The sequence below is a fragment of the Streptomyces sp. NPDC046977 genome, assembly GCF_040644455.1.
Lineage (GTDB): Bacteria > Actinomycetota > Actinomycetes > Streptomycetales > Streptomycetaceae > Actinacidiphila.
In genome coordinates this window covers 170,483-185,882 of sequence record NZ_JBEYWO010000017.1, presented here as the reverse complement: position 1 = coordinate 185,882, position 15,400 = coordinate 170,483, and the positions used below count along the sequence as shown (strand labels likewise).

Annotated in this window: 16 protein-coding genes; 8 read left to right on the top strand and 8 right to left on the bottom strand. The window is 73.0% G+C overall.

The genetic code is table 11. The features are described from left to right. Window positions 1-21 precede the first annotated feature (21 nt). The 3 genes from aceE to ABZ883_RS24670 form a co-directional block, all read right to left on the bottom strand. Complete coding sequence (gene aceE, locus ABZ883_RS24680; RefSeq protein WP_360909517.1) at window positions 22-2,727, bottom strand: pyruvate dehydrogenase (acetyl-transferring), homodimeric type; 2,706 nt, start codon at window positions 2,725-2,727, stop codon at window positions 22-24. Between the two features lie 127 nt (window positions 2,728-2,854). Continuing rightward, window positions 2,855-3,478, bottom strand: coding sequence for a GntR family transcriptional regulator (locus ABZ883_RS24675; RefSeq protein ID WP_360909516.1), 624 nt, complete (start codon window positions 3,476-3,478; stop codon window positions 2,855-2,857). Between the two features lie 306 nt (window positions 3,479-3,784). Further along, window positions 3,785-4,585, bottom strand: a complete 801-nt coding sequence (locus ABZ883_RS24670; RefSeq protein ID WP_360909514.1) for an exodeoxyribonuclease III — start codon at window positions 4,583-4,585, stop codon at window positions 3,785-3,787. A gap of 69 nt (window positions 4,586-4,654) precedes the next feature. On the opposite strand from ABZ883_RS24670, the gene ABZ883_RS24665 reads away from it, so the two are divergent. From ABZ883_RS24665 to ABZ883_RS24655, 3 genes are read left to right on the top strand one after another with little or no spacing between them, the layout of a single operon-like run. After that, on the top strand, window positions 4,655-5,167 hold the full coding sequence (locus ABZ883_RS24665; protein WP_360909512.1) for a GNAT family N-acetyltransferase: 513 nt from the start codon (window positions 4,655-4,657) through the stop codon (window positions 5,165-5,167). A 9-nt stretch (window positions 5,168-5,176) separates the two neighbouring features. Continuing rightward, window positions 5,177-5,563: a PPOX class F420-dependent oxidoreductase gene (locus ABZ883_RS24660; protein WP_360909510.1), complete on the top strand. Its 387-nt coding sequence runs from the start codon at window positions 5,177-5,179 to the stop codon at window positions 5,561-5,563. Next, entirely contained in the window at window positions 5,560-5,937 is a 378-nt protein-coding gene (locus ABZ883_RS24655; RefSeq protein ID WP_360909508.1) for a (2Fe-2S) ferredoxin domain-containing protein, read from the top strand. The genes ABZ883_RS24660 and ABZ883_RS24655 overlap by 4 nt, the downstream gene beginning before the upstream one ends. 84 nt (window positions 5,938-6,021) lie before the next feature. On the opposite strand, the gene ABZ883_RS24650 is transcribed toward ABZ883_RS24655, so the two are convergent. Both ABZ883_RS24650 and ABZ883_RS24645 read right to left on the bottom strand, forming a co-directional pair. After that, a complete protein-coding gene (locus tag ABZ883_RS24650) occupies window positions 6,022-6,192 on the bottom strand; it encodes a hypothetical protein (RefSeq protein ID WP_319660588.1) in 171 nt (56 codons plus the stop codon). Window positions 6,193-6,462: 270 nt separating this feature from the next. Further along, on the bottom strand, window positions 6,463-6,897 hold the full coding sequence (locus tag ABZ883_RS24645; RefSeq protein WP_360909506.1) for an ATP-binding protein: 435 nt from the start codon (window positions 6,895-6,897) through the stop codon (window positions 6,463-6,465). A gap of 124 nt (window positions 6,898-7,021) precedes the next feature. Between ABZ883_RS24645 and ABZ883_RS24640 the strand changes: the two genes are divergently transcribed. The 3 genes from ABZ883_RS24640 (at window position 7,022) to ABZ883_RS24630 (ending at window position 8,462) form a co-directional block, all read left to right on the top strand. After that, entirely contained in the window at window positions 7,022-7,885 is an 864-nt protein-coding gene (locus ABZ883_RS24640; protein WP_360909504.1) for a helix-turn-helix transcriptional regulator, read from the top strand. A 5-nt stretch (window positions 7,886-7,890) separates the two neighbouring features. Continuing rightward, on the top strand, window positions 7,891-8,130 hold the full coding sequence (locus ABZ883_RS24635; protein ID WP_360909502.1) for a DUF397 domain-containing protein: 240 nt from the start codon (window positions 7,891-7,893) through the stop codon (window positions 8,128-8,130). A gap of 113 nt (window positions 8,131-8,243) precedes the next feature. Further along, the gene (locus tag ABZ883_RS24630) at window positions 8,244-8,462 is read left to right on the top strand and encodes a hypothetical protein (protein WP_360909500.1); all 219 of its coding nucleotides are present in this window, start codon (window positions 8,244-8,246) and stop codon (window positions 8,460-8,462) included. Between the two features lie 29 nt (window positions 8,463-8,491). Here ABZ883_RS24630 and ABZ883_RS24625 read toward each other — a convergent pair whose 3' ends face one another. Then, entirely contained in the window at window positions 8,492-9,661 is a 1,170-nt protein-coding gene (locus ABZ883_RS24625; RefSeq protein WP_360909498.1) for a serine hydrolase domain-containing protein, read from the bottom strand. 206 nt (window positions 9,662-9,867) lie between these two features. Next, window positions 9,868-10,908: an MsnO8 family LLM class oxidoreductase gene (locus ABZ883_RS24620; protein WP_360909496.1), complete on the bottom strand. Its 1,041-nt coding sequence runs from the start codon at window positions 10,906-10,908 to the stop codon at window positions 9,868-9,870. A 121-nt stretch (window positions 10,909-11,029) separates the two neighbouring features. On the opposite strand from ABZ883_RS24620, the gene ABZ883_RS24615 reads away from it, so the two are divergent. Then, window positions 11,030-12,625 carry an MFS transporter gene (locus ABZ883_RS24615; protein WP_360909494.1) on the top strand — a complete coding sequence of 532 codons (1,596 nt, stop codon included), beginning with the start codon at window positions 11,030-11,032 and terminating at the stop codon, window positions 12,623-12,625. A 4-nt stretch (window positions 12,626-12,629) separates the two neighbouring features. Here the strand turns inward: ABZ883_RS24615 and ABZ883_RS24610 are convergent, their stop codons facing one another. Further along, the gene (locus ABZ883_RS24610; protein WP_360909492.1) at window positions 12,630-13,091 is read right to left on the bottom strand and encodes a DUF5709 domain-containing protein; all 462 of its coding nucleotides are present in this window, start codon (window positions 13,089-13,091) and stop codon (window positions 12,630-12,632) included. A gap of 275 nt (window positions 13,092-13,366) precedes the next feature. Between ABZ883_RS24610 and ABZ883_RS24605 the strand changes: the two genes are divergently transcribed. After that, on the top strand, window positions 13,367-15,397 hold the full coding sequence (locus tag ABZ883_RS24605; RefSeq protein WP_360909607.1) for a phosphocholine-specific phospholipase C: 2,031 nt from the start codon (window positions 13,367-13,369) through the stop codon (window positions 15,395-15,397). Window positions 15,398-15,400 lie beyond the last annotated feature (3 nt).

Genomic DNA, 15,400 nt, shown 5'->3' with positions numbered 1-15,400 from the left:
GGGGGAGGACCCGCCGGCGGACTACAGTCCGTACCGCTCGCGGGCCTCCTCGACCGCCTCCCGCTTGACCTCGCCGCGTCCGGCCAGTGCCGCGAGCGCCGCCAGGACGACCGCCTGCGGGTCGACACCGAAGTGGCGCCGGGCGGCCTCACGGGTGTCGGAGAGCCCGAAACCGTCGGTGCCGAGGGAGTACCAGTCCTGCGGCACCCACTGGCTGATCTGGTCCGGGACCGCACGCATCCAGTCGCTCACCGCGAGCACCGGACCCGGAGCGCCCTCCAGGACCCGGGTGACGTGCGGCAGCGGCGGTTCCTCACCGCGCAGCCGGGCCGCGTCGTACGCCAGACCGCCGCGGCGCAGCTCGGTCCACGAGGGGGCCGACCAGACGTCCGCCGCCACGCCCCACTCGGCGGCCAGCAGCCGCTGCGCCTCCAGCGCCCAGTGGATCGCGGTGCCCGACGCGAGCAGCTGCAGGCGCGGCGCGTCACCGCTCAGCCCGGCGGTGCCGGCCTCGCGGAAGCGGTACAGGCCCTTGACGATGCCCTCCTCGATGCCGGGGACGTCGGGCATCGGCGGCTGCACCTTGGTCTCGTTGTAGACCGTGAGGTAGTAGAAGACGTCCTCGGCGTCCGGGCCGAACATGCGCCGCAGGCCGTCGCGGACGATCACGCCCAGCTCGTAGGCGAACGCCGGGTCGTAGGCGACCGCCGCCGGGTTGGTGGAGGCGATCAGGTGCGAGTGGCCGTCCGCGTGCTGGAGGCCTTCGCCGGTCATGGTGGTGCGCCCGGCGGTCGCGCCGACCAGGAAACCGCGGCCGAGCTGGTCGGCCAGCGCCCACATCTGGTCCGCGGTCCGCTGCCAGCCGAACATCGAGTAGAAGATGTACAGCGGGATCATGGGCTCGCCGTGCGTGGCGTACGCGGTCGCCGCGGCCGTGAACTCGGCCATCGAACCGGCTTCGGTGATCCCCTCGTTGAGGACCTGGCCGTCCTTGGCCTCCTTGTAGTACATCAGCATGTCGCGGTCGACCGGGTCGTAGGTCTGGCCGAGCGGCGAGTAGATGCCCGCGCTCGGGAAGAGCGACTCCATGCCGAACGTGCGCGCCTCGTCGGGGACGATCGGCACCCAGCGGCGGCCGGTCTCCTTGTCCCGCATCAGGTCCTTCACCAGCCGGACCAGCGCCATGGTGGTGGCGATCTCCTGGCCGCCGGAGCCCTTGGCGAGGGCCTCGAAGGCCTTGGCCGGCGGCTCGGGCAGCGCGACGGGGTGCACGGTGCGGGCCGGGGCGGGGCCGCCGAGGGCGGCGCGGCGCTCCTGGAGGTAGCGCACCTCGGGCGAGTTCGCGCCCGGGTGGACGTAGGGCACCAGGTCGGTGTCGAGGGTGCTGTCCGGGATGGGCAGCTCGAGCAGGTCGCGCATGGCGCGGAACTGCTCGCCGGACAGCTTCTTCATCTGGTGGTTGGCGTTGCGCGACTCGAAGCCCGGGCCGAGCGTATAGCCCTTCACCGTCTGGGCGAGGATCACGGTGGGCGCGCCCTTGTGCTCGACCGCGGCACGGTAGGCGGCGTACACCTTGCGCGGCTCGTGGCCGCCGCGGGAGGTGTGGAAGCACTCGGCGATCTTCGCGTCGGTCAGCAGCCGGGCCATCTCGACGAGTGCCGGGTCGGCGCCGAAGAAGTGCTCGCGGATGTACGCGGCGTCGCGGGTGGCGTAGGTCTGGAACTGGCCGTCGGGCACCTGGCGCAGCCGCCGTACCAGGGCACCGGTGGTGTCGAGCGCGAACAGCTCGTCCCAGGCGGAGCCCCACAGCGACTTCACGACGTTCCAGCCGGCCGCGCGGAACTGGGCCTCCAGCTCCTGCACGATCTTGAAGTTGGCGCGCACCGGGCCGTCGAGCCGCTGGAGGTTGCAGTTGATGACGAAGGTGAGGTTGTCCAGCCCCTCGCGGCCGGCCAGCGCCAGGGCCGCGGTCGACTCGGGCTCGTCCATCTCGCCGTCGCCGAGGAACGCCCACACGTGCGACGCGGAGGTGTCCTTGATGCCGCGGTGGTGCAGGTAGCGGTTGAACCGCGCCTGGTGGATGGCGCTCAGCGGGCCGAGGCCCATCGAGACGGTGGGGAACTCCCACAGCCACGGCAGCCGGCGCGGGTGCGGGTACGAGGGCAGGCCGTTGCCGCCCGCCTCCTGGCGGAAGCGGTCCAGGTCGGCCTCGGTGAGCCGGCCGTCCAGGAAGGCGCGGGCGTAGATGCCGGGGGAGGCGTGGCCCTGGATGTAGAGCTGGTCGCCGGAGGCCGGCCGCGCGTCGCCGGACAGTGCGGCGCCCGGCGCCTGCTTGCCGTGGAAGAAGTGGTTGAAGCCCGTCTCGTACAGCCAGGCGGCGGAGGCGAAGGTCGCGATGTGCCCGCCGAGCCCCTGCCGGCTGCCGCGGGTCACCATCGCGGCGGCGTTCCACCGGTTCCAGGCGGCGATGCGGCGTTCCATCTCCTCGTCGCCGGGCAGCGCGGGCTCGTCGGCGGTGGCGATGGTGTTGACGTACGCCGTCTCCAGGGGACCGGGCACGTCGAGTCCCGTGGCCCGGGCGTGGTCCAGCGTGCGGCGCATCAGGTAGGCGGCGCGGTGCGGGCCGGCGGCATGGCTGACCGCGTCCAGGGAGGCGGCCCACTCGCCGGTCTCCTCGGGGTCGGGGTCGGGCAGGTGAGCGGGTGTGCTCGGCGTGGCGTCGGTCATCGGTGACCGCCTTCCAACTGGTTCTGGGCGGGGCCGCTTCCAGCATAGTTATGATCGATGATCGATCAAATGCACTGTGACGCGTGTCACAGAAGTATGCACACGGAGGAACGCGCCCGGTGGAGCCTCAGGTGCGTGGCGCGCACCCGAGCACGTGTTCCCTCACCAGCTCGCCCACCCGCGGGTCGCCGCGCCGGAAGACCTCGACGACCTCCTGGTGCTCCTCGGCGTACGCCTGCTGACGGGTCCCCAGCCAGCGGATCGACAGCGCCGTCCAGACCTCGATGCCCAGCGACTCCCAGGTGTGCAGCAGCACGCTGTTGCCGGACGCGCGCACCAGCTCCCGGTGGAAGGCGACGGTGTGCCGCACCTGCGCCTGCCCGTCCCCGTCCCGGTCGGCCGCGTGCAGCAGGGCGACCTCGGCCTCCAGGACCGACAGGTCCGCCCGCAACCGGGGCGCCGCCAGCTCGGCCGCGATCTGCTCCAGGCCGGCCCGCACCGGGTAGATCTCCTCCAGGTCGGCCGCCGTCATGTTGCGCACCCGCACGCCCTTGTTCGGCGCCGACTCGATCAGCCGCATGACCTCCAGCTCGCGCAGCGCCTCCCGCACCGGCGTCTGGCTCACCTCCAGCTCGACCGCGATGCCGCGCTCGACGATCCGCTCGCCCGGCTTCCAGCGCCCGCTGACGATGCCCTCCACGATGTACTCGCGGATCTGCTCACGCAGCGAGTGGACAACGGGGGGCGTCATGCGGACTCCTCAAAACGACGGCGGATGCCTAGACGATACGGCGGTTGCCTGCCGGGCCGCCCTGTCCGCCGCGGCTGCCGCTGGGGATGCCCCCCTGCTGCGGCGCATCGCACGGCGGAGAGCCGTCTCAGGTCCGGCGCGGCCGGCGTGGTCGGCCTCCTCGGACGAATGCCGTGCCAGGGGCACCCGCCCTGTGGGGCGCTGTGCCTGGCCCTGCACAGCTGTGACTGGGGCGTGGTCCGGCCGGCGGTCGGGGTGGTGGCCGCGGGTGGCCACGTGCGGGTCGATGCGCCGCCCTGCGGGGCGCTACGCGGGGGCGTACACGACCGTGACCGGGGCGTGGTCGGACCAGCGCTCGGGGTGGGTGGCCGCGCGTTCGACGCGGGCCGTCGTGGCGCGGGCCGCGAGGCCGCGCGTGGCCACGTGCAGGTCGATGCGCCAGCCGCTGTCGTTGTCGAAAGCCCGGCCGCGGTACGACCACCAGCTGTAGGGGCCCTCGCCCTCGGGGTGGAGCCGGCGGACGACATCGGTCCAGCCGGCCCCGTCGTACAGCCGCGAGAGCCAGGCGCGCTCCTCCGGCAGGAAGCCGGCGCTCTTCTGGTTGGCACGCCAGTTGCGCAGGTCGCGCTCGGTGTGCGCGATGTTCCAGTCGCCGCAGACCAGTGCCTCGCGGCCGCCGGCGGCGCTTTTCTCGCGGAGCGCGCCCAGGTGGGCGTGGAACTCCTCCATGAAGCGTTCCTTCTCCGTCTGCCGCTCGGTGCCGACCTCGCCGGAGGGCAGGTAGAGGCTGGCGACGGTGATGCCGGGGAGGTCGATCTCCGCGTAGCGGCCGGACGTGTCGAACTCCTGGGAGCCGAAGCCGATCCGCACCGCCTCGGGTTCCTGCCGCGAGTACACCGAGACCCCGGCCCGCCCCTTGGCCGCGGCGGGGGCGTGCACCACGTGCCAGCCCTGTGGCGCGCGGACCTCCTCCGGCAGCTGCTCCGGCTCCGCGCGCACCTCCTGGAGGCACACCACGTCGGCGGAGGTGGCCTCCAGCCAGGGCAGGAACCCCTTCTTGGCCGCGGCGCGCAGCCCGTTCACATTCACGGTCGTCACGGTGAGCATGACGGGGACGATACCGGTCGGCGGGGATCCTCCCGCCGGACAGATTCCGTACGCACGTACGATATGCGCGTGCAGATCCGGAAGACGCGCTACGACCACCCCGACGCCGTGCTGCTGACCGCACAGGTCCAGCAGGAGTACGTGGAACGCTACGGCGGCCCCGACGACACCCCACTGGACGTGGCGCACTTCGACGCCCCCTGCGGCTGCTTCCTGCTCGGCTACCTCGACGGCGCGCCCGTCGCGACCGGCGGCTGGCGGGCCCAGGACGCGTCCCCGGAGGGCTTCGAGGACGGCGACGCCGAGCTCAAGCGCATGTACGTCGTCCCGCAGGCCCGCGGCAGGGGCCTGGCCCGGCGCATGCTCGCGGAACTGGAGCGCGACGCGGCCGCCGCGGGCCGCACCCGCATGGTGCTGGAGACCGGCACGATGCAGCCCGAGGCGATCGCCCTGTACACCTCCTGCGGCTACACACCGGTCGTCAAGTTCGGTCACTACAAGGACAGTCCGCTCAGTGTGTGCCTCGGCAAGTCCCTGCTCGGTGTCGGCCCGGCCGCTGCCGGGCAGGCCCTGCCCGCGTAATCTGGGGGCATGATCGAGGACAGCGGGACCGCCCGTCTCGCGGCGGGGAAGTACCTCCTGGTCACGACCTACCGCAGGGACGGCCGCACGGTGCCGACCCCGGTGTGGGTGGTGCGCGACGGCGACGCCCTGGGGGCGTGGACGGCCGCCGACTCCGGCAAGGTCAAGCGGATCCGCAACCGCGCGGACGTCCTGGTCGGCCCGTGCGACATGCGCGGCAATCCGACGGGGGATCAGGTGCCCGCCCGTGCCGAGATCGTGGGGGAGCGGGACGCCGAGCGCTACCGCTCGCTCGTGGCCCGCAAGTACGGGCTGGTGGGTTGGCTCACCGTCTTCGGCAGCCGGCTGCGCCGCGGCCGCGCGGGCACGGTCGGTGTGCGGATCACCCTCGCGTGAGCGCCTTTCCGGCGCGGCACGGCGTCTGCACGGTCAGCGTCTGCCGCGACTGCTGCTGCGGTACGGAGAAGGTGCCGGGCGTCGACCACGCGGCCCAGCTGGCCGGCCTCACCGACGCGCTCGACGGGGTGTGCCGGGTGCGGGTCACCGACTGCCTCGACGTGTGCGAGCAGGCCAACGCGGTGGTGGTCCAGCCGTCGCCGCAGGGGCGCAGGGCGGGCGGCCGTCCGGTCTGGCTCGGCCTCGTCAACGACCCTGCCGCCGCCCAGGACATCACGGCTTGGGTGCGGGCCGGCGGCCCGGGGATCGCTCCTCCGCCGGCGGTGCTGGAGCTGTACGCCATCAGCCCGCCGAACCGCCCGGGCGGCCGGTGACGCCGCCCTCGCGGCGCGAGGACGCAAGGAGGGGCCGCACGGGCGTCGTTGCCCGTACGGCCCGGAACCAGCCCTGGCGAAGGGTCAGTCGATGCTGCGCAGGATGTGCAGCTCGTTCAGATCGTCCTCGTACCCGGCGAGCAGGATCGGCGCGGACCTGGCCCAGACGTCCAGATTGCGCACCTCCCGCTGCGGGTTGGGCTGATCGTCGGGCTCCTTGGGGAGCTGGTTCCGCTTTGACTTCTCGGGTGTCACCGCGCACTCCTTCGTGTCGGGTGAGCCGGACGCCGGGCCCGGCCGCTGCCGGACGCCTACGCCCGGTCGGGCTGATGGGCTGAGCGGACGCGGTGGCGCCGGTTGCGGAACCGGGCGGGGGCCGCGGTGGGCGACTCCTCCCGGGGCGGAGGCCGTGGGTCGGTGATGCTCGCCCAGGGGCCGTTCCGTCGACCCCCAGCGTAAGCCCGCCCGCGGGGTGCCACCAGCCAATTGGCCGCGACGCGACCGGAGTGCGGGTCGCGGCAGGTGTCAGCCCGTGCGCCGGGAGGCCCCGGTGCGCCCGCAGGCAAGGGTCGCCCACACCGCGCGACCGGTACCACGAGTGGGCGGTTTGACACCCCAGCCTTCGGCCAAATGGGCGACGAGGGCGAGTCCGCGGCCGTTCTCGTCGGCGTCCGCCGCCCGGCGGCTCAGCGGGCCGGCGTCGCCGCGGCCCTCGTCGACGATCTCCACGTGCAGCAGTCCGCCCGCGGTCCACAGCACGCAGGCGACGTGCTCGCTCCCGCTGTGCAGCACCGCGTTGGTGAACAGTTCCGTGACGACGAGCCCGGCGTCGTCCCCGAGCGCCTCCAGGCCCCAGTGGCCGAGCGTCGACCGCACCTGGCGGCGGGCGATCCCGACCGACGAGGCGTGCGCCGGCAGGCGAAGCCGGAAGGTGTCCCGGGCGCTGAGGGCATGAAGCACACGGGTAACTATGGCCAGAGCTTGCACAGAAGGCAAGGGCCATTCTGCAAATTGCACATTCGCCAGTACAGGGTGTCGGTTCCATTCCTGACATGGCACACTGCTGCCATGGGAGAGAGGGATCGTGGCTGAGGCCAGGGCCGGCGGAGCGCCGACCGTCCTGCGCGTCATTCTCGGCAAACGACTCCACCACCTGCGGGAGAAGGCCGGGCTCTCGTACGAGCAGGCGGCGCGGGCCCTCGACGTCACGCACGCCACCGTCCGCCGCATGGAGAAGGCCGAGGTCGGCCTGCGCATCCCGTACGTCGAGAAACTGCTCGCCCTCTACGGCGTGCCGCGGGCCGAGGCCGAGACCTTCGTCGACCTCGCCCGCGAGGGCAACCAGCCCGGCTGGTGGCACCGTTACCGCGACGTCCTGCCCTCCTGGTTCAGCGCGTTCGTCAGCCTCGAGGCCGAGGCGGGCACCATCCGCGCCTACGAACCGCACTACGTCCCCGGCCTGCTGCAGACCGAGGAGTACGCCCGCGCCGTGCTCCGGGCCGGCAGCCCGCACGCGCCGGCCGCCGACACCGAACGCGCCGTCGCCCTGCGGCTGGAGCGCCAGGCGCTGCTGTGCCGGCCCGGCGCGCCGCTGCTGTGGGTGGTCATGGACGAGACCGTGCTGCGGCGTCACATCGGCGGTGCCGACGTCATGCGGGCCCAGCTCGACCGACTGGTGGCGGCGTGCGAACTCCCGCACGTACGGCTGCAGATCATGCCCTTCACCGCAGGCCCGCACCCCGCGATGTACGGGCCCTTCCACATCTTCCGGTTCCAGATCCAGGAACTGCCGGACGTCGTCTTCACCGAGAGCCTGGTCGGCGCCGCCTACCTGGACGACCGGAACGACGTCTCGCTCTTCCTGGAGGCCCTGGACCGGATGTGCGCGCAGGCCTCGCCCGCACACAGCACCGCAGCCATCCTCGATGGCGTCCGCAAGGAGATCTGACGAACATGGACGACCGCATATACAACGGCATGCGTGCCCAGGACCTCGGAACCGAGGGCTGGCACAAGCCGTGGAGCGGCGGCAACGGGGGAAGTTGCGTGGAAGCCATGAAACTGGCGGACGGCAGGGTCGCGCTGCGGCAGTCCACCGACCCCGACGGGCCGGCGCTCATCTACACGGACCTCGAGATCAAGATGTTCATCCAGGGCGCGAAGGACGGAAAGGCGGACTTCCTGTTGTCCTGAGCCCTCCCGGATGACCACTTCGAGTGAAAACGGCCCGCGCGGGCAACCGCGGCGACCAACGGGCTGTCTCCGGCGGTGATCCGCCGGTCGGACGGGACAAGGGGAGCATCACTATGGCCGATGACATCGGACCGCTGTACGAGCCGGGCGTCGCCCATGTACGGATCACCGCGGCCGACGCGGCGACCGCGCATCGCGTCGCCGATCTCATCGCCTCGCGCTTCCCCGGCACCCGCCCCGCGAGCGTGACCACCGCCGCCGACGGGCTGGTGGAGTTCGTTCTTTTCACCCACACGCTGGAGTCGAGCCCCACCCACCCGTACGACGACTGACCGTCGACGTCGCCGACGCCGCGGCGGCCTCAGTGCCCCGCGGCGTACCGCCAGAAGGCGCGCATCAGCGCGGGCGGGGTGGGCCCGGCCAGCTCCCGCTGGGTGAGCAGCACGGCGACCGCGCCGGTGGACGGCACGATGTGCGCCGCCGTACCGGTGCCGCCGACCCAGCCGTAGCGGCCCGGCACGTTCCACGGCTCGACGGCCGCGACGTCCACCGATCCGCCGAAGCCCCAGCTCTGGCCCTCCAGGAACAGCGGGCTGGCGTCCCGCTGGGCCGGCGTCAGGCGGTCGGTCGTCATCAGCCGCACCGACTCCGGCGACAGCACCCGCCGGCCGGCCGCGCCGCCGTCGATCCCACCACCCAGCAGCATGCGGCCGAAGGCGTGCAGGTCGTCGACGGTCGACACCAGTCCGCCCGCACCCGACGGGAACGCGGGCACGCTGCTCCACTGCCCGTCCGGCGCGTCGACGAGTTGCAGTCCGCCCGGCTGGTCGGCGCGGTAGTAGGAGGTGAAGCGGCCGAGGTCGCCGCGCGGCACCGCGAAGCCGGTGTCGCTCATGCCGAGCGGCTCGAAGATCCGCTCCTTCAGGAACTCCGGCAGCGACCGCCCCGCGACCCGGGCGACCAGCACGCCCTGGATGTCGGACGTGGTGTTGTACAGCCAGGCCTCGCCGGGCTGACGCAGCAGCGGGATGCGCGCGAGCGCCGCCATCCACGCGTCCGGCTCCGCGACGTGCTGGGGCATCGGCGGTCCCTGCTTCAGCTCGGCGAACAGCGGGGCGACGGCCGGGAGTGAGAAGTCCGAGGGGAAGCCGTACCCGGCGCGGGCGTCCAGCAGATCGGCCACGGTGATCGGGCGTCCGGCCGGGACCACGTCGTCCACCGGGCTGTGCGGGGTCCGTACGACCACCGGCGACGCCAGTTCCGGGAGCCACTTCGCCACCGGGTCGTCGAGCGTGAGCCGCCCGTCGTCCACGAGCGTCATGACCGCCGCGGCCGTCACCGGCTTGGAGAGCGAGGCGATACGGAAGATCGAGTCCCGGGCCATCGGGGCCGGGGCCGCGGCCGTGCCGGCGATACCGGCCGTGCCGACGGCCGCCACCTCGGTCCGGTCGCCGCGGGCCACCAGGCCCACCGCTCCCGGCACGGTTCCGTCGGCGACGTACGGGCTGAGGAGGTCGTGCAGATCGGTCATCGGTCCACCTTCGCGAAAGGACGGTCGGGAAGGCAGACCGCTTCGCGGCGCAGAACTCATCGGTGCGGGCGCGGGATCCGCCCGGGGCCGCGATCGCCCGTCGCGCACGCCCGGCCGACCGCCGGCGCACACGGTCGATGTCGGGGCGTGCCCATGTGCGCGCCACGCACTCAACGGCCGGCGCCGACGGGCCGGTTGACCGCCCGCTACGCCGGTGCGGACAGGCCAGCCAGCCGGGCCAGTCGGCGGTGGGAGTCCAGCAGGGCGCCGCGGTCGTACCCGGCCGTGCTGACCAGGACCTCGTCCGCCCCCGTGCGCGCGACCAGCCCGGCCAGCGCCGCACCGGCCTCGGCCTCCGTGCCGTGGATGCCGCCGCTCAGCGACTCCTCGAAGCGGTCGCGCTCGCGCGCCGTCATGGGGCCCGCGAGGATCTCCTCCGGCGGCCCCAGCGGCGGGAACTCCCCATGGGTACGCGCGTACGCGGCCGACCAGGCCTCGGAGACCAGCAGGCGGCGCGCCGCCTCGGTGGTCCCCGCGACCGCGACCGGGGCGGAGACCACCACATACGGCCGCGTGCCCCACGCCGAGGGCGTGAACTCGGCGCGGTAGCGGTCGATCGCCGCCCGCATCCGCTCCTCGTCGCGGCCCGCGATCACCAGCGGCAGCCCGAAGGCCGCGGCCTGCGCCGCCCCCGAGCCCGTGGCGAGGACGAACGCCGGTACGCGCAGGCCCTCCGGCGGGCGGGCGTGCACGGCGGTGCCGACGTCCGGGCTGCCGGTGAAGTAGCCCAGCAGTTCGGTCAGCAGTCCCGCGAAGTCGTCCGCCGCGCCCGCGTCCCGGCCCAGTGCCCGGCGCACGCCGTCGGTGAAGCCCACGGAGCGGCCCAGGCCCATGTCGATCCGCCCGGGGAACAGCGACTCCAGCACCCCGAACTGCTCGGCCACCACCAGCGGCGGGTGGTTGGGGAGCATCACCCCGCCGGTGCCCACCCTGATCCGGGATGTCGCCCCCGCGACGGCCGCGGCCAGCACGGCGGGCGCGGAACCCGCGATTCCCGGCACCCCGTGGTGCTCGGAGACCCAGAAGCGGTGGTAGCCCAGCTCCTCGGCCCGCTGCGCCAGCCACACGGTGTCGCGCAGCGCCTGCGCGGGCTCCTGTCCCCTGCGCACCGGGGAACGGTCGAGGAGCGAGAGCCGGAAGGACGGCGGAAGCGCAGGTGAGGGCGTGGGCGGGAGCGGTGAGGTCACGTTTCCTTCAACGCCCCCTGCGGCCCCGGATTCCCGCGCTCTAAGATCTTGGTGAGGCACGCGGGGGCTGCCCTGCCGGGGTAGCCTCGGGGAAGACCAGCGGGGACGGCCGGAGGCTGCGATGACGGAAGCCGCGCGCGCGACAGAGCGGGCCGGTGGGCTGACGCTAGGGGAGCCGGCGGGGCGGTGGGTGCTCGTCGCCGTCGTCCTCGGGTCGGGCATGACGTTTCTGGACGGCACGGTCGTCAACGTCGCGCTCCCGACCATCGGCCGCGACCTCGGCGCCACCCTGGCGGGACTCCAGTGGACCGTCAACGCCTACACCCTCACCCTGGCCGCGCTGATCCTGCTCGGCGGCGCCCTCGGTGACCGCTTCGGGCGGCGCAAGGTCTTCATGATCGGCACGGTGTGGTTCGCGCTGGCCTCCCTGATGTGCGGCCTGGCGCCCGACATCCATGTGCTGATCGCCGCCCGCGCCCTCCAGGGCATCGGCGGTGCGCTGCTGACACCGGGATCGCTCGCGCTGATCCAGTCGTCCTTCGCCTCGGACGACCGGGCCCGCGCGATCGGCGTGTGGTCGGGGCTCGGCGGCATCGCCGGGGCGCTCGGACCGCTGCTGGGCGGCTGGCTGGTGGACTCCGTCAGCTGGCGCTGGGTCTTCTTCATCAATCTGCCGATGGCGGCGCTCGTGCTCGCGGTGTCGTCCCGGCACGTCCCGGAGAGCCGGGACGAGTCCGCCACCGGCGGCTTCGACGTGGCGGGCGCCGTGCTCGGCGCCGTGGGGCTCGCCGGCATCACGTATGCCCTGATCGACGCGGGCGGCCACCAGGCCGACCCCGTCGCGGTCGCGGTCTCGGGCTTCCTGGGCCTGGCGGCGCTGGCCGGTTTCGTGTGGACCGAGCGGCGCAGCAGCCATCCGATGCTGCCGCCCGGCCTCTTCGCCAACCGCCAGTTCACGGCCGCGAACCTGGTGACGTTCGCCGTCTACGCCGCGCTCGGCGGCGTCTTCTTCTTCCTGGTGCTGGAGTTGCAGACCGAGGCCCGCTTCTCCCCGCTCGCCTCGGGGTCGGCACTGCTGCCGGTCACGATCATCATGCTGGCGCTGTCCGAGCGCTCCGGGCGGCTGGCCGAGCGGATCGGCCCGCGTATCCCCATGACGGTCGGCCCCGCGGTCTCCGCCGTGGGACTGCTGCTGATGCTGCGCATCGGCGCCGACGCCTCGTACGTGGCCGACGTCCTGCCCGCGGTGGCCGTTTTCGGGCTCGGCCTCGCCTGCACGGTGGCCCCGCTGACCGCGACCGTCCTCGGGGCGGCCGACGTGCGGCACGCGGGCACTGCCTCCGGGGTGAACAACGCCGTCGCCCGCGCGGCCGGCCTGCTGTCCGTGGCCGCGCTGCCGCTGCTGGTGGGGCTGTCCGGTGACGAGTACGAGATTCCGGCCGCCTTCGGGAGCGGCTTCCGCCGCGCCGTCCTGATCTGCGCCGGGCTGCTCGTGGCGGGATCCGTGCTGGCGTGGACGTTCATCCGCTCCGACGTGCTGAAGGAGAGCCCGCAGGAGCCGGACTCGGCCCCCAAGGACCTGCCGCCCCTCCACCACCACTGCGCGATCGTGGCCCCGCCGCTCCAGTGCGACGCGAAGGGCCCGCACGACACGGCATGCGGGCCCGCCGCAGCGGGCCCGCCGTCGTCGCCGCCGAAATCCCGCGGGGACTCCTGACCGGTCAGTACTCCTCGGTGCCCCGCACCAGGTGCATCGCGGCCTCCTCGGCGGAGGCGGCCGCGCCGTCGACACCGATGTCGTACGCGACCATGCCCTCGGTCTCGTAGTGCGCGCCCTCGTCGGGGGCGACCAGCCGGCCGGCGCGCGGCCCGCCGACCTCGTCGTCGATCAGCTCGCCGTCGGTGTCCCACGTGTCGCCTATGCCGTCACCGGTGGGGAACGGCAGGTCCGGGAGCTCCTCGGCCAGCCGCTCGTCCAGCGTCTCCCCCCGCAGGCGGCCCTCCGCGGTGGTGGCCGCCTTGTTCACCGCCCAGGGCCGCTCCGGCGGTGAGTAGCCCTCGTCGAGCACCTGGTCGACGCCGTGGTAGTCCAGCGTGTCCTCGGGTTCCAGCAGTCCGGCGTCGTCCTGCACCTCGGACCCGTCCGGCTGGTAGACCTCGTCACCCATGTCGTTGTCGCTCATGTCCGTCTCCTCGCTCACGCGCCGCCACCACCGACGTCGGCGCGCCGCTCTGCGGGCCGCGTGCCCCCTCTGCCTCCCAGACTCTTCCGTTCGGAGGCCGGACGCCACCCGAAAGCGGTAAAAAGCCCGGTCGCGGAGGTGTTCCCGATCCATTCACCCGGCGGACCGGTGCCCGCCGCCGCCAACCCCTGGCACCCCGCGCGGTCCGGCGGCACCCTTGCCTGCGATCACACGCACCTGACGTCGAGTCGACAAGGACCGGTGGGATGACGGGCATCACGGGTATCAGTCGCCGGAAGTTCGTGGCCCTGTCGGCGGGGGCCGCCGCGGGGGCCACCGTCACGCAGACGGGCGCCGCGGCGCCGCGGGAGCGGACGGCGGCGGCCGCCTCCGGGACCATCTCCGATGTACGGCACGTGGTCGTGCTGATGCAGGAGAACCGCAGCTTCGACCACTACTTCGGGACGCTGAAGGGTGTGCGCGGCTTCGGCGACCGCGCCACGATCACCCTGTCCGGCGGCCAGTCGGTCTTCAACCAGCCGAACGGCACCGGACGCCAGTACCCGTGGCGGCTCAGCGCCACGCCCGCCGCCGGCGGTGTCGACCCCGAGACGCTCGCCCAGTGCAACGGCGACCTGCCGCACAGCTGGTCCTCCCAGCACGCGGCGTGGAACAAGGGCGCCCTGGACTCCTGGGTGTCCGGTGTCGGCAATGTGCGCTCCCTGGGCCACATGACCCGGGCCGACATCCCCTTCCACTACGCCCTCGCGGACGCCTACACCATCTGCGACGCCTACTACTCCTCCACGCTGAGCGCGACCGGCCCCAACCGGACGTACCTGTGGAGCGGGAAGGTCGACTCCTCCAGCCACGACGGCGGCGACGAGTCGGGCCTGACCTGGCAGACGTACGCCGAGGCCCTGCAGAACGCCGGGGTGAGCTGGCGGGTCTACCAGAACGCGAACGACAACTACGGCGACAACGGACTGGCCTACTTCAAGCAGTTCACCCAGGCCGCCGCCGGCACCCCGCTGCACGACCGCGGCATGGGCTCCGTCCCGCGGGTGACCGGTTCGACCCCGGACGACATCGTCGCCGCCATCAAGGCCGACGTCCTGGCCGGCACCCTGCCCCAGGTCTCGTGGATCGTCCCCAACCAGGCCTTCTCCGAGCACCCCTACGCCCCGCCCGGTGACGGCGCGCACTTCGTGCACCAGGTGCTGCAGGCCCTGAGCGCGAACCCCGCGGTCTTCGACTCGACCGTGCTGTTCCTCAACTACGACGAGAACGACGGCTACTTCGACCACGTCCCGCCGCCGTCACCGCCGGCCGGCACCGCGGGGGAGTTCCTGAGCGGCACGCCGTACGGGCTGGGCTTCCGCGTCCCGATGATCGTCGTCTCGCCCTGGACCCGCGGCGGCTGGGTGTCCTCCGAGGTGTACGACCACACCTCCGTCATCCGCTTCATGGAGCGCTGGACCACCGCCCTCGGCACGCCCGCCACCAGCCCCAACATCAGCGACTGGCGCCGCAGGGTCACCGGCGACCTGACCCGCTGCTTCGACTTCACCGCGCCGGTGAGCGGCCTGCCCGCCCTGCCCGCGACCTCCGTCATCGGCATCAATACCTGCGCGCCGCTGCCCAACCCCAAGCCCACCACCAACGCGCTGCCCGCCCAGGAGGCGGGCACCCGGCCCGCCCGCGCGCTGCCGTACCAGCCGAACGGCTACCTGGACCGGCTCGAGTTCGGCAGCGGCGGCACGATCCTCGCCTGGATCGCCATGAGCAACCAGGGGGCCCAGGCCACCGGCGCCGCGCACTTCTCCATCCACCCCAACGCCTACCGCAGCCGTGTGCCGTGGCAGTACACGATCGACGCGGGCGGCACCGGCAGCGACTACTTCAACATCGGTTCCGGCTACGGCGACGGCAAGTACGACCTGACCCTCGTCGGCCCCAACCGCTTCCTGCGCCGTTTCACCGGCGACGCCAAGGCCGCGGGCAAGGCCTGCGAGGTCGTCCCGTCGTACGCGGCGGCGCCCGACACGGGCAAGCAGGCGGTCTGGTTCCGTATGACCAACACCTCGGCCGCGGCCGTCACCTTCACCATCAAGGCGAACCAGTACCGCACCGACGGTCCCTGGACCTACACCGTGCCCGCCGGCGGCAGCACCGACGACTGGTTCAACGCCGTCGCGTACTCCTCCGGCTGGTACGACTTCACGGTCACCGTCGGCTCCGACGCGTCCTGGTCGCGGCGTTTCACCGGCCACCTGGAGACCGGCGCCGCGAGCGTCACCGGCTGACCC